This is a genomic window from Mycobacterium hubeiense (assembly GCF_002838065.1).
Taxonomy (GTDB): domain Bacteria; phylum Actinomycetota; class Actinomycetes; order Mycobacteriales; family Mycobacteriaceae; genus Mycobacterium; species Mycobacterium hubeiense.
Window position 1 is genome coordinate 57,276 of record NZ_PIZU01000007.1, and the last position, 13,308, is coordinate 70,583.

A 13,308-nucleotide genomic window follows, 5' to 3' on the forward strand; every position below is an offset into this window, starting at 1 on the left:
AGCGTAAGCGCGCTCAGTCGCCGCCCAGCTTCTTGTAGACGGCGCCGACGATCGGCGCAACGATGGCCCGCGGCGAATATCCACTGGCCACCGACATCGCCTTCGAGGTCACGCCTGGGACGACACGCATCTTGTTGCGCTCCAACCCATCCAGCGACAACTTCGCGGTGTGCTGAGTCGAAATCCACAGGAAGTCGGGGATCAACCGCTCGACGAGCGACTGCTCGTGTTCGTCGGGCAGCGCTTCACGCACCGGACCGGGCGCCAGCAGCGTGACATGCACACCGGCGCTTTTCAGTTCGCCGCGCAGCGATTCGCTGAACGTGTTGACGAACGCCTTGCTCGCCGCATAGGTGGCGTTGTTGGGGATCGGCGAATTGCCTGCCGCGGAGCCGGAAATCAGAATGCCGCCGGCGCCGCGCTCGACCATGCCGGGCAGCACGGCCAGCACAAGGTCATGCACGCCAAGGACATTCAGCTGTACCTGCGCCTTCTCCTCGGCCGGGTCCAGTTTCGACACTGGACCGAACGTCGCGGTGCCGGCGTTGGCGCACAGGATCGAGATGTCCCGTGCGGCCAGCTCGTCGGCGAACTTCGTGCGCTCGGTGGGGTCGGACAGGTCCACCGGGCGCACCTCGACGGTCACGCCATAGCGTTCGGTCAGCCGGTCCGCCAACGCATTGAGCACATCCTCGCGTCGCGCCGTGACGATCAAATGGTGTCCCCGCGCGGCGAGTTCCGTCGCCAACGCTTCGCCGATGTTTTGCGAGGCGCCGGTGACGACGGCGCGGGCATCGGGATGAGGAGCGGGTACTGGCATGCGCGGGACTATATCGTGGGCGACGATGAGCGAGCGCTCCCGTGTGGATCAGCCGCCCGTGCCGAGCGCCGGTCGGTCTCAGGTGCTCGCGTGGGCGCTGTGGGACTGCGGCGCGACGGGGCTGAACGCGATCGTCGTAACATTTGTCTTCTCGGTGTATCTCACCGGCGCGGTGGGCGGCGACCTGCCCGGGGACACCTCACCGTCGAGCCTGCTCGGGCGGGCGCTGGCCATTGCCGGCCTCACGGTGGCCCTGCTGGCCCCGGCGATCGGGATCTGGGTCGACGCACCGGGCCGTCGGCGCCGCGTGCTGGCCGCCCTGACCGCGCTGGCAGTCGTGCTGACCTCGGCCATGAGCCTGGTCCGCGACGACTACCACTACCTGTGGTTGGGGCTGGTGCTGCTGGCGGCCGCAGCGACGTGCAACGACCTGGCGACCGTGCCCTACAACGCGATGCTGCGACAGCTGTCCACCCCGCTGACCTCCGGCCGGGTGTCCGGATTCGGTTTGGCCATGGGCTATCTCGGCAGCGTCGTGCTGCTGCTGGTGGCCTACCTCGGGTTCATCGGCGGCGACGGCGACACCAGAGGATTTCTGGGCCTGCCGGTCGAGGGCGGCCAGAACGTCCGCGGCGTGATGCTGCTGACCGCAGCGTGGTTCGCGCTTTTCGCGCTGCCCCTGATATTCGGCGCGCCCGACGGACTGCCCGAGCTCCAAGGGGAGAAGGTCGGCTTCTTCGGCGCCTACCGCAAGCTGTGGTCGGAAATATCCGGCGAGTGGAAACGCGACCACAACATCGTCTACTACCTGTTCGCGAGCGCGGTGTTCCGCGACGGGCTCGCGGGCGTCTTCACCTTCGGCGCCGTCCTCGGCGTCAACGTGTACGGCGTCTCCGATGCCGATGTGTTGCTGTTCGGGGTGAGCGCCTGCGTGGTCGCCGCGGCCGGCGCGGTCGTCGGCGGGCTGTTCGACGATCGGCTCGGGTCCAAACCGGTGATCGTCGGCGCGCTCACCTTGATGATCACGGTCGGCCTGACGCTGCTGAGCCTGTCTGGGCCGGTCGCGTTCTGGGTGTGCGGGCTGCTGCTCTGTCTGTTCATCGGTCCGACCCTGGCGTCGGGCCGCACGCTGATGATGCGAATGTCGATGGACGGCAAGGAAGGTGTGGCCTTCGGGTTGTACGCCACCACCGGCCGGGCGGTGTCCTTCCTCGCGCCGTGGCTGTTCTTCACGTTCATCGACGTGTTCGACACGGACCGGGCCGGCATCGGCGGACTGTGCGTGGTGCTGTCGATCGGGCTGGTGGCGATGCTGGCGGTGAAGACGCCGGGCCGAATGTCTATCGGCTGAGCCTCGCTAGCCTCGGGCCACGCAGATGGTCAGGCCCGATCCGGTGCGCTGCTGGATCTGGACGCCGTTGACGGTGACCGTGCAGCTGACCTCGCGGCCCACGTTGATGATGCTGACGCTGGCCGAATCCTGCGCCGGCTGCGTCAGCTCGACTTCCTTGCTCCACGGCAGCATCACGTTGAACTCGGTCTGCAGCACCCCGCCACTGTCCACGTAGGTGATGTTGATCGCCCGGCCCTCTCCGGTGACCTCGTAGACCACCGTTTCGGTCGCGCCACCAGCGGTGGTGTCCGGTCCGGTCGTCGGCGGCACGACCGGTGTGGGCCTGCGCGTCGTCGTGGGAGATGTCGGAGTGGGAGGCGTCGTCCGGGGGGTGGTGAACGTCGGCTCCTGGATGGGCGGCGCAACGACCGTTTCCTGGCGGGAGCTGTTGGCGATGACCAGCGCGATCACCAACCCGACCACGACCAGCACGGCCGCGCCCGCGACCAGCCACAGCCAGCGCGGCGATTTCGGCCCTTCGGGCGGTTGCTGCGGTCCCGCGCCGGGCGGGTACTGATAGTGCCCCGTCGCGTACGGGTCGTAGCCGTACGGCGCGTAGGCGGGGAGTTGTTCGGTCGGCTTCGGCGCCGATGGTGCCTGGTAAGTGGGGCCGTAGGCCTGGCCTGCGTACGCCGGGTCCGTGTATCCCGGGTAGTCAGGCCCCTGCGGTCGGGTCGGTTCGGGCCCGTCGCGCCGCGGTGAATCGGTCATGCCCACCTCATGGCTGCAGGGTACCTGTGCAAGTGCTCAGTATGCCGCCCCGATTGCGCAGAGGGCATCGGGCCTGGCCAGAATTGAGTCGTGGCATCGTTCGTACGCACCAACTACGGCGCCTCCCTGTCTCCGGATGCCACGGCGTTCGCCCATCTCGTCGACGACGGTGGTTACCCCCGCGCGGTCCAGCGCTTCCTGCGCGGCTGGCGGGCGAGCTCGTCGCGCGATGTCGAGCTGCCGGTCGAAGGACCCGTCAACCGCGTGATCCATTCCGCCGACGGCCACTGGCTGGCATGCGAAGTCGCACCCGAAGGCGGTACACGAAGCCAGATCTGGGTGGTCACAACCGATCCCGACGACCGCGATGCACATCGCATCGACCGGTGGTCATCTCCGTTGGGTGAGGGCACCGCCGAGCTGATCGGTTGGGACGGAACGCAAGTCGCGGCGATCCTGACCGGCGAGGATGGTGTGGGCAGCTCGTGTCTGATCAACCCGGCCGACGGCAGCACGGTGCTGCTCGACCGTCGCTCGGGCGGTCGGCTCGTCGACTCCTGGGCGGGCGCCTCACTGGTGCGGGTGGGCCCGCGCGGCTATCGCGATCTGATCATGCTGCGTGGACTCACCGAAATCGCTTTGCTGCCTTACGATCCTGGTTCGACCACCGACGCGGGCACGATCCTCGACGACCACAGCCCGCGAAGGCTGCGGTCCGGTTTGGACGGCGAAACCATGACCTTGTACCAGCCGCACAAGGTCTACGGATTAAACAGCACAGAGGGATTCGTGCGCGCGCTGATTCGCAGCGACAACGGCGCCGCACACGCCCGCTTGCTGGAGGTGACGACCACCGCGGACGGCGTGTCCTACCATGTGGTCGCCGAGCGGCCAGGCTACGACTTGGACGAGTTCGTCGTCAGCGACGACCTGTCGACCGTGGCATTGTTGTGGAACATTCACGGCTGCAGCGAATTACAGATTCTCTCCTATGCGGACAACACACTGTCCGAGCCGATCCCGCTGCCCGGGTTGGTGGCCACCGAGTTGAGCATCAGCGCGGGCGGTTCGATGGTGGCGATGACCGTCGAGAGTCCGAACCTGCCGCCCACCGTCGAGCTGGTGGACCCGCGCACCAGGGAATGGGAGCGCATCGACCGCGAGCCCAGCCGAGGGCCGCTGACCGCGGACCCGACACTCGAATTCGTCACGGCGCGAGATGGTCTGGAGATGAGTGGGTGGCTGTATCGGCCGCCGGCTCCGGTGCGGCCGATCGGGGCGATGATCTTTTTGCACGGCGGGCCGGAAGGACAATCCCGGCCGGGCTACAACGAGTTCTTCCCGCCGCTGCTGGAGGCCGGCATCACGGTGTTCGCCCCGAATGTGCGGGGGTCCGGCGGTTTCGGACGCGCGTTCATGCACGCCGACGACAAGGAACTGCGGTTCGCGGCCATCGACGACGTCGCCGCGTGTGTCGAGTTCCTGATCGAGCGCGAGGAGGTCCCGACCGATCGCATCGCCTGCAGCGGATGGTCCTACGGCGGTTACCTCACCCAGGCGGCGTTGACATTTCACCCAGACCTGTTCGCGGCGGGCATCAGCATCTGCGGGATGAGCGACTTGAACACCTGGTACCGCACCACCGAGCCGTGGATCGCGGCCGCGGCCTACCCAAAATACGGTCACCCGATTGCCGACCGGGAGCTGTTGGAACGGTTGTCGCCATTGCTGAGAGCGCACGCGCTGACCGCACCGATGTTGCTCGTCCACGGCGCCAACGACACCAACGTCCCGCCCAGTGAATCCCAACAAATGTTCGAGGCGCTGCGCTCGCTGGGCCACAACGTCGAATTGTTGATTTTCGACGACGACGGACACGAAATCGTCAAACGCGAGAACCGTGCGACGCTGGTCAGCGCCATGACGCGTTGGCTGACCGCGGCATTCGCGCCGAGTCCGATCGGCTGAGCTCATTGCGCGACTCACCATGTTTATTGGAATTGTCCTGCGGGTAAACCGTGCTGCGCGCTAGGTTTGGCGCGAACACGGATGGAGGCGGGGCATGCGAGGTGGCGGAATCATCGGCGTCATTGTGTTCGTCTGGTTGCTGATCGGGGTCGTCGCGGCCTATCAGCGCGATTACTTCTCCACCAGTGAAACCAATTGCGCCACAGCGGGCAGCATTGCGCTGACAGTGCTCGTGGGGCCGTTGAATTACGCGGGAGTCAACCCGAAGGTCACGGATTGCAATCTTCCCGAGCCCAGCCAGTAGCCCACTGGCACTGACCAATTCACGAAAGTTCACCTACGCCATTACGAAGAAAGTGGAGTAACCATGATTGTCATCGGAGCCATCTTGCTGGTCCTCGGGCTGGTGTTCGGCATTTCGATTTTGACCTACATCGGTGTTGTGCTCTTGGTCATCGGTGCCGTGTTCTGGCTGTTGGGTATGGCAGGACGACCCGTCGGCGGCCGGCGTTACTGGTATTAACGGCGGGCGCTGCCGTCACCGGTTGACCTCAGTGCTGCGACGGTCATCGCGCGCAGCACCGCGCGTGAATTGGCGGAACCCGGCTTGACGCTGTGTGGCGTGGAATTCAGCAATCCGAAGGCGGCATGGGCCATCAGTCGCGCATCGGCCTCACCGAGCGTGGGCTGCAATTGCCGCAGTACGTCGACCCAGATCTCCACGTACTGACGCTGCGCCTTTCGGACTTGGCGCTTGGCGTTCGGAGGTAGGTGCCCGAGGTCGCGGTCTTGGATGCGGATCAAGTCCGGCTCGCCCAATGCGAAGTCAAGGTGAAAGTCGATCAATCCATCCAGCGCAGACGCGGGATCGTGCGCCCGCGCCACCACCTCGGTCGCACCGGCCAGCAGCCGGGTGCTGATGCCGACCAACAGTTCGACGAGCAGCGCTTCTTTGTTCGGAAAGTGCCGGTAGATCGCTGGTCCACTGACTCCTGCGGCCGCTCCGATGTCCTCCAGCCGCACGGCGAGATAGCCACGTTCGGCGACCAGGCGTTCCGCTGCGGCGATGAGTTGGCTGCGCCGATCCGATTTCGCCCTGCTGCGGCGCGTCGGCGTCGGACTGGACATGCACGGCTCCCGGCCAGTAGACATCTCGGTTAATCGTGACTAACATACCACGGGTTAGCGCCCATTAACTGAAATTGAGCCGGATCAGGAGTGCCATGACACCGCGGGCGGCACATCGCGACGAGCATCTTGGGTTGGTCGCCCAGTTGCGCGCCAAGCTCGCCGCCGCCGCCCTCGGCGGCCCGGCGCAGTCGCGCGAACGTCATGTGGGGCGAGGGAAATTGTTGCCGCGGGACCGGGTGGACGGCCTGCTGGACCCCGGCAGTGCGTTTCTCGAACTGGCGCCGCTGGCCGCCGACGGCATGTACGACGACGAGTGCCCCGGCGCGGGAATGATCGCCGGCATCGGGCGGGTGTCGGGTCGCGAATGCATGATCGTGGCCAACGATGCAACCGTCAAAGGCGGTACGTACTACCCGATTACGGTGAAGAAGCATCTGCGCGCCCAGGAGATCGCCGGGCAGAACCGGCTGCCCTGCATCTACCTGGTGGATTCCGGCGGCGCGTTCCTTCCCCGCCAAGACGAGGTGTTCCCCGACCGCGACCACTTCGGCCGGATCTTTTTCAACCAAGCCAACCTCAGCGCCCAGGGCATCCCTCAGATCGCCGCCGTGCTCGGGTCATGTACGGCCGGTGGGGCGTATGTGCCGGCCATGAGCGACGAAGCCGTGATCGTGCGCAACCAGGGCACGATCTTCCTCGGCGGCCCACCCTTGGTTAAGGCCGCGACGGGCGAGGTGGTGTCGGCCGAGGACCTCGGCGGTGGCGACCTGCACTCCAAGACCTCCGGCGTCACCGACCATCTGGCGCACGACGACCGCGACGCGCTGCGTATCGTCCGGCGCATCGTCGCGACGCTCGGGCCCCGCGAAACCCCGCCCTGGGAAGTGATGCCGACGGTCGACCCGGTGGCCGACCAAACCGAGCTCTACGACGTGGTGCCCGTCGACCCCCGGGTGCCCTATGACGTGCACGAGGTCGTCACCCGCATCGTCGACGGCGGTGAGTTCTCGGAGTTCAAGGCGGAATACGGCAGCACCCTCGTGACGGGCTTCGCCCGCATCCACGGCCACCCGGTCGGCATCGTCGCCAACAACGGCGTGCTGTTTTCTGAATCAGCCTTGAAGGGCGCACATTTCATCGAGCTGTGCGACAAGCGGCTGATCCCGCTGTTGTTCCTGCAGAACATCTCCGGCTTCATGGTCGGTCGCGACTACGAGGCGGGCGGCATCGCCAAGCACGGCGCCAAGATGGTGACCGCGGTGGCCTGCGCGCGAGTGCCCAAGCTGACGGTCGTCATCGGTGGCTCATACGGCGCGGGTAACTACTCCATGTGCGGCAGAGCGTATTCGCCGCGATTCCTGTGGATGTGGCCCAACGCCCGGATCTCGGTGATGGGCGGGGAGCAGGCGGCATCGGTCCTGGCCACGGTGCGCGGCGAGATGACCGCAGAGGAAGAGGAACAGTTCAAGGCGCCGATCCGGGCGCAGTACGAACACCAGGGCAACCCGTACTACTCCACGGCCCGGCTGTGGGATGACGGCGTCATCGACCCGGCGGACACCAGAACCGTTCTGGGGTTGGCGCTTTCGGTCGTCGCGCAGGCCCCGCTCGAGCCGATCTCCTACGGCGTATTCCGGATGTGATGAGATGACTTTCGATACCGTGCTGGTCGCCAACCGCGGGGAGATCGCGGTGCGGGTCATCCGCACCTTGCGCGCCATGGGAATTCGCTCGGTGGCGGTGTTCAGCGACGCCGATGCGGGCGCGCGCCACGTCGCCGAAGCCGACGTCGCGGTGCACATCGGGCCCGCACCCGCGCGGCAGAGTTATCTGAACATCGACGCGATCATCGCCGCAGCACAGCGCACCGGCGCCCAGGCCGTCCACCCCGGCTACGGGTTCCTCTCGGAGAACCCGCAATTCGCCGCCGCTCTGCAGGCCGCGGGCATCGTCTTCATCGGGCCGCCCGTGACGGCGATCCAGACCATGGGCGACAAGATCGCTGCCAAGGCCGCGGTGTCGGCGTTCGGTGTGCCGGTGGTGCCGGGTGTGTCCCGACCGGGGCTCACCGACGCCGACCTGATCGCTGGCGCCGAGGATGTCGGTTATCCCGTGTTGGTCAAGCCGTCGGCCGGTGGCGGGGGCAAGGGCATGCGCGTGGTGGAGAAGCGCGGCGAACTCGAGGCCGCCCTCGCTTCCGCGCGTCGCGAGGCGGCCGCCGCATTCGGCGACGACACACTGTTCTTGGAGCGGTATGTGTTGCACCCGCGGCACATTGAGGTTCAGGTGCTTGCCGACGGCTACGGCAACGTCGTGCACTTCGGGGAACGCGAATGCAGCCTGCAGCGCCGACACCAGAAGGTGATCGAGGAAGCACCGTCGCCGCTAATGGACGCCCCGACCCGGGCCCGGATCGGGGCCGCGGCATGCGATACCGCCCGCAGCGTCGACTACACCGGCGCGGGAACCGTGGAGTTCATCGTCTCCGCCGACCGCCCCGATGAGTTCTTCTTCATGGAAATGAACACCCGTCTGCAGGTGGAACACCCGGTGACCGAAATGGTGACCGGTGTCGACCTGGTCGAACTTCAGGTGCGCATCGCGGCGGGCGAGAAGCTGCCCATCGTGCAGGATGACGTGACGATGTCCGGGCATGCCATCGAGGCCCGCGTCTACGCCGAGGACCCCGCCCACGGATTCCTGCCGACCGGGGGGACGGTACTCGATCTGGTCGAGCCGCAAGGCCCTGGTATCAGGGTGGATTCGGGCTTGGCCGCGGGCAGCGTCATCGGCAGCGATTACGACCCGATGCTCGCCAAAGTCATCGCCCAGGCCGACGACCGTCCATCCGCGTTGCGCGCGCTGGACCGCGCGCTGGCCGACACCGCCGTGCTCGGCGTCGCCACCAACATCGAGTTCCTGCGGTTCCTGCTGGCCGAACCCGACGTCGCCACAGGGCGGCTGGACACGGGCCTGCTGGACCGCCGGACCCCCGATTTCGTTCCCGCCGATCCCGGCGACGACGAACTCATCGCCGCCGCCGCGTACAAGTGGCTGCGCGCCTGGCCCCCAGTTGCCGAAGACCTGTGGGCGGTGCCCTCGGGATGGCGGATGGGGGAGCGGGCTCCGGTCGTGTTTCGGCTGCACGCCGGTGATCGCACCGACCATGTCCGGCTCACGGGCACCCCGCACGATGCCGTGGCGGCGGTCGAGGACGGCGAATCACGTTCGCTCACCGCAACACTCGACGGTGATCGACTGGCCGTCACTCTCGACGGGCTGCGCACCGACTACCTCGTCGCCACCACCGATCATCACATCTGGTTGCACGGGGCGGGTCGCACGGCCGTCATCGAGGAGGTGCGCGAAGCACCGGTACGTCCCGACGACGCGCACAGCGGCGATGCCGAACTGGTCAGCCCGATGCCGGGATCGGTTGTGGCGGTCGGTGTCACCGACGGCGCCTCCGTCGACAGCGGTTCGGTGGTGGTCACCGTCGAAGCCATGAAGATGGAGCACGCCCTCACCGCGCCGGTGGACGGTGTCGTCGAACTGCTTGTCGCCGTGGGCGATCAGGTCAAGGTGGGCCAGCCGCTGGCCCGTATCAGTGCAACGCAGAAAGCAGACGAGTCATGACCGATTTTCTGGCCACCGGGATGCTGCCCGATCACTATGAGCAGCTTGCCAAGACCGTGCGCGACTTCGCCCAGAGCGTCGTGGCACCGGTCGCGGCCAAACACGATGCCGAGCACTCGTTCCCGTACGAAGTGGTCGCGGGCATGGCCGATATGGGGCTGTTCGGCCTTCCGTTCCCCGAGGAGTACGGCGGCATGGGCGGAGACTACTTCGCGCTGTGCCTGGCGCTGGAGGAACTCGGCAAGGTCGACCAGAGCGTGGCGATCACGTTGGAGGCCGGCGTATCGCTCGGCGCGATGCCGGTGTACCGCTTCGGCAATGAAGCCCAGAAGCAGGAATGGTTGCCGCAGCTGACAAGTGGCCGCGCACTGGCCGCATTCGGCCTGACTGAGCCCGGCGGCGGCACCGACGCCGGCGCCACCAAGACCACCGCCCGTCTAGACGACGGACATTGGGTGATCAACGGCAGCAAGCAGTTCATCACGAACTCCGGAACCGGCATCACCAAACTTGTCACCGTCACCGCGGTCACCGGGGAAACCGATGGCAAAAAAGAGATCTCGACGATCCTGGTGCCGGTGCCCACACCGGGATTCACCGCCGAGCCCGCGTACAACAAGGTCGGCTGGAATGCGTCGGACACCCATCCGCTGAGCTTCGACGATGTGCGCGTACCCCAGGAGAACCTGCTCGGCGAACGCGGTCGCGGCTACGCGAACTTTCTGCGCATTCTCGACGAAGGGCGGATCGCGATCGCCGCGCTGTCGGTCGGTGCGGCCCAGGGCTGCGTGGACGAATGCGTGAAGTACGCCAAGGAACGCGAGGCATTCGGCCGGAAGATCGGCGAGAACCAGGCCATCGCCTTCAAGATCGCCCGGATGGAGGCCCGCGCCCATACCGCCCGCACCGCCTACTATGACGCAGCCGCATTGATGTTGTCCGGCAAGCCTTTCAAGAAGCACGCCGCGATCGCCAAGATGGTCGCCAGCGAGGCGGCGATGGACAACGCCCGCGATGCCACGCAGGTTTTCGGCGGCTACGGCTTCATGAACGAGTTCGTTGTCGCCCGCCACTACCGGGACAGCAAGATCCTCGAAATCGGCGAGGGGACAACGGAGGTGCAGCTGATGTTGATCGCGCGGGAGGCCGGTCTATGAGTGACGGAAAGGTCATTGAACAACGCGGCCTGTGGTTCGAGGAATTCGAACCGGGCACGACGTATCTGCATCGGCCGGGGCGCACCATCACCGAGGCCGACAACGTGTTGTTCACCACGCTGACGATGAACACCCAGGCACTGCATCTGGACGCGGCGTTCGCCGACGCACTGCCGCCGTTCAACCAGCGGCTGGTCAATTCAATGTTCACGCTGTCGACGCTCGTCGGTCTGTCGGTGGCCCAGCTGACCCAGGGCACCATCGTCGCGAATCTCGGATTCAGCGAAATCGCGTTCCCCAAACCGCTTTTCCACGGCGACACGCTGTACGCCGAGACGTTGGTGACTGAGAAACGCGAATCGAAGAGCCGTCCCGGCGAAGGGGTGGTGACGCTGGCCCACACCGGCCGCAACCAGCACGGTGACGTGGTGGCCACCGCCGTCCGCAAGACGATGGTGCGCATGCGCCCGGCGACGGAGGCCTGATGGCGTTGCAACAGCCCGGGCCGGCGTGGCTGTTCTGCCCGGCCGATCGTCCGGAACGATTCGAAAAGGCCGCCGCCGCAGCGGATGTCGTCATTCTGGACCTAGAAGACGGGGTCGCGGGCAAGGATCGGGAAGTTGCCCGCACTGCCCTGATCGACACACCGCTGGACCCGGCCAGAACCGTGGTACGGGTCAACCCCGCCGCCACCGCCGACCACGAGCTCGACCTGAAGGCGCTGAGCAAGACCGCCTACACCACCGTGATGCTGGCCAAAACCGAGTCCGTCGACCAGGTTCGAGCGCTGGCGCCACTGGACGTGGTGGTGTTGATCGAGACGCCGCTGGGAGCGCTTGCCGTCACCGAGCTGGTGCAGCCCGACAACGCGTTCGCGGTCATGTGGGGGGCGGAGGATCTTTTCGCCGTGCTCGGCGGCACCGCCAACCGCAACGCCGACGGCAGTTATCGCGACGTCGCCAAGCACGTCCGGTCCCAGACGCTGCTGGCCGCCAAGGCGTACGGGCGCATGGCGCTGGATTCGGTCTATCTGGACATCAAGGACCTTGACGGGCTGCGCGCCGAGGTCGACGACGCGGTAGCGGTCGGATTCGATGCGAAGGTCGCCATCCACCCGTCGCAGGTCGCTGTCATTCGCGAGGGCTACACCCCGACGGCCGACCAGGTCGACTGGGCACGACACGTGCTGGCCGCCGCCCGCGATGAGCGAGGGGTCTTCCAATTCGAGGGCATAATGGTGGATGCCCCAGTGCTGCGGCGAGCAGAGCGCATTGTCCAGCTAGCGCCCCACCCCGGTAGTTAGCTGGCACCCCTCACCAGGGGATTGCTCTTATCGCCTCCGCGCTGAGCACCTCACGGTCTGACGGCGGAACATGCCGTCACCGAGAAGGAGGCGGTATGGCTGAGCTATCTGCGACCCAGACGGTCGTCGACATCGAGCCGGTGACGTTGGTGGCCCCGGACGGGACACCAACCGCCGAGGATCGCTACAGCCGGGATTTGCCGCCCGAAACTCTTAGCTGGCTCTACGAGATGATGGTCGTCACGCGCGACCTCGACGTCGAGTTCGTCAACCTGCAGCGCCAGGGCGAGCTGGCATTGTTCGCGTCGTGCCGAGGCCAGGAAGCCGCCCAGATCGGCGCGGCCGCATGCCTGCGCAAAACCGACTGGCTCTTCCCGCAGTACCGCGAGATCGGGGCGTTCCTGCTGCGGGGCATCACGCCGGCACAGATGGGCGCGATCTGGCGGGGCATGTGGCACGGCGGGCTGGGGTTCACCAAGAAGTGCGTGGCCCCGATCGCCATTCCGATCGGTACCCACGGGCTGCACGCGGTCGGGGCGGCGATGGCCGCGCAGCGGCTGGGCGAAGAATCGGTGACGGTGGCGTTCCTCGGTGACGGTGCCACCAGCGAGGGCGACGCGCACGAGGCGCTGAACTTGGCGTCGGTATTCAAGGCGCCGTGCGTGTTCTTCGTGCAGAACAACCAGTGGGCCATCTCGGTTCCGGTGAGCCATCAATTGGCCGCGCCGTCGATTGCGCACCGCGCCGTCGGATACGGCATGCCGGGGATCCGGGTCGACGGCAACGACGTGCTGGCGTGCTACGCGGTGATGGCCGAGGCCGCCGCGCGGGCCCGCGAAGGCGGCGGCCCGACGTTGATCGAGGCGATCACGTATCGGCTGGGCCCCCATACCACCTCCGACGATCCGACGCGGTACCGCTCGCAAGAGGAGGTCGATTACTGGTTGGCCCGCGATCCGCTTCCGCGCTATCGGACCTACTTGCAGTCCATCGGGGTGTGGACCGACCGATTGGAGGGGAGGGTGGCGGCGAAGTCCAAGCGGCTGCGGACGGAGCTTCGGGATTCCATTGTCGGAGCACCCGATATGGACATCACCGACATGTTCGACACCGTGTATGCCGAGATCACCCCGACCCTCGCGCAGCAACGCGAGCAATTGTTGGCCGAACTGGCGAAGGAGGCGTGAGA

General features: G+C 66.5%; 13 protein-coding genes. 10 read left to right on the forward strand and 3 right to left on the reverse strand.

Going from position 1 to position 13,308, the window contains the following annotated elements; translation table 11 throughout:
- Window positions 1-13: 13 nt before the first annotated feature.
- Window positions 14-820, reverse strand: coding sequence for a mycolate reductase (gene cmrA, locus CWS39_RS07925; protein ID WP_102142356.1), 807 nt, complete (start codon window positions 818-820; stop codon window positions 14-16).
- A gap of 25 nt (window positions 821-845) precedes the next feature.
- Here cmrA and CWS39_RS07930 point away from each other — a divergent pair, with 25 nt between their 5' ends.
- Window positions 846-2,171, forward strand: coding sequence for an MFS transporter (locus CWS39_RS07930; RefSeq protein ID WP_102142357.1), 1,326 nt, complete (start codon window positions 846-848; stop codon window positions 2,169-2,171).
- A gap of 6 nt (window positions 2,172-2,177) precedes the next feature.
- On the opposite strand, the gene CWS39_RS07935 is transcribed toward CWS39_RS07930, so the two are convergent.
- On the reverse strand, window positions 2,178-2,924 hold the full coding sequence (locus tag CWS39_RS07935) for an MmpS family transport accessory protein (RefSeq protein ID WP_102142451.1): 747 nt from the start codon (window positions 2,922-2,924) through the stop codon (window positions 2,178-2,180).
- Window positions 2,925-3,014: 90 nt separating this feature from the next.
- Between CWS39_RS07935 and CWS39_RS07940 the strand changes: the two genes are divergently transcribed.
- The 3 genes from CWS39_RS07940 (at window position 3,015) to CWS39_RS29115 (ending at window position 5,415) form a co-directional block, all read left to right on the forward strand.
- Window positions 3,015-4,892, forward strand: coding sequence for an alpha/beta hydrolase family protein (locus CWS39_RS07940; protein WP_102142358.1), 1,878 nt, complete (start codon window positions 3,015-3,017; stop codon window positions 4,890-4,892).
- 94 nt (window positions 4,893-4,986) lie between these two features.
- Entirely contained in the window at window positions 4,987-5,196 is a 210-nt protein-coding gene (locus tag CWS39_RS07945; RefSeq protein WP_102142359.1) for a hypothetical protein, read from the forward strand.
- A 63-nt stretch (window positions 5,197-5,259) separates the two neighbouring features.
- On the forward strand, window positions 5,260-5,415 hold the full coding sequence (locus CWS39_RS29115) for a DUF6131 family protein (protein WP_142386814.1): 156 nt from the start codon (window positions 5,260-5,262) through the stop codon (window positions 5,413-5,415).
- Here the strand turns inward: CWS39_RS29115 and CWS39_RS07950 are convergent.
- Entirely contained in the window at window positions 5,412-6,044 is a 633-nt protein-coding gene (locus tag CWS39_RS07950) for an SACE_7040 family transcriptional regulator (protein ID WP_431306099.1), read from the reverse strand. The two genes, CWS39_RS29115 and CWS39_RS07950, sit on opposite strands and share 4 nt — an antisense overlap.
- A gap of 71 nt (window positions 6,045-6,115) precedes the next feature.
- Between CWS39_RS07950 and CWS39_RS07955 the strand changes: the two genes are divergently transcribed.
- The 6 genes from CWS39_RS07955 to pdhA all read left to right on the forward strand — a co-directional run bounded on the left by CWS39_RS07955 (window position 6,116) and on the right by pdhA (window position 13,306).
- Window positions 6,116-7,666 (forward strand): carboxyl transferase domain-containing protein, encoded by a 1,551-nt coding sequence (locus CWS39_RS07955; protein ID WP_102142361.1) that lies wholly within the window; start codon window positions 6,116-6,118, stop codon window positions 7,664-7,666.
- Between the two features lie 4 nt (window positions 7,667-7,670).
- The gene (locus tag CWS39_RS07960) at window positions 7,671-9,659 is read left to right on the forward strand and encodes an acetyl-CoA carboxylase biotin carboxylase subunit (protein WP_102142362.1); all 1,989 of its coding nucleotides are present in this window, start codon (window positions 7,671-7,673) and stop codon (window positions 9,657-9,659) included.
- Window positions 9,656-10,816, forward strand: coding sequence for an acyl-CoA dehydrogenase family protein (locus tag CWS39_RS07965; protein WP_102142363.1), 1,161 nt, complete (start codon window positions 9,656-9,658; stop codon window positions 10,814-10,816). Before CWS39_RS07960 ends, CWS39_RS07965 begins: the two co-directional genes overlap by 4 nt.
- The gene (locus CWS39_RS07970; protein ID WP_102142364.1) at window positions 10,813-11,301 is read left to right on the forward strand and encodes a MaoC family dehydratase; all 489 of its coding nucleotides are present in this window, start codon (window positions 10,813-10,815) and stop codon (window positions 11,299-11,301) included. The genes CWS39_RS07965 and CWS39_RS07970 overlap by 4 nt, the downstream gene beginning before the upstream one ends.
- Window positions 11,301-12,119: an HpcH/HpaI aldolase/citrate lyase family protein gene (locus CWS39_RS07975; protein WP_102142365.1), complete on the forward strand. Its 819-nt coding sequence runs from the start codon at window positions 11,301-11,303 to the stop codon at window positions 12,117-12,119. Before CWS39_RS07970 ends, CWS39_RS07975 begins: the two co-directional genes overlap by 1 nt.
- Window positions 12,120-12,214: 95 nt before the next feature.
- Entirely contained in the window at window positions 12,215-13,306 is a 1,092-nt protein-coding gene (gene pdhA / locus CWS39_RS07980; RefSeq protein ID WP_102142366.1) for a pyruvate dehydrogenase (acetyl-transferring) E1 component subunit alpha, read from the forward strand.
- Window positions 13,307-13,308: the final 2 nt, after the last annotated feature.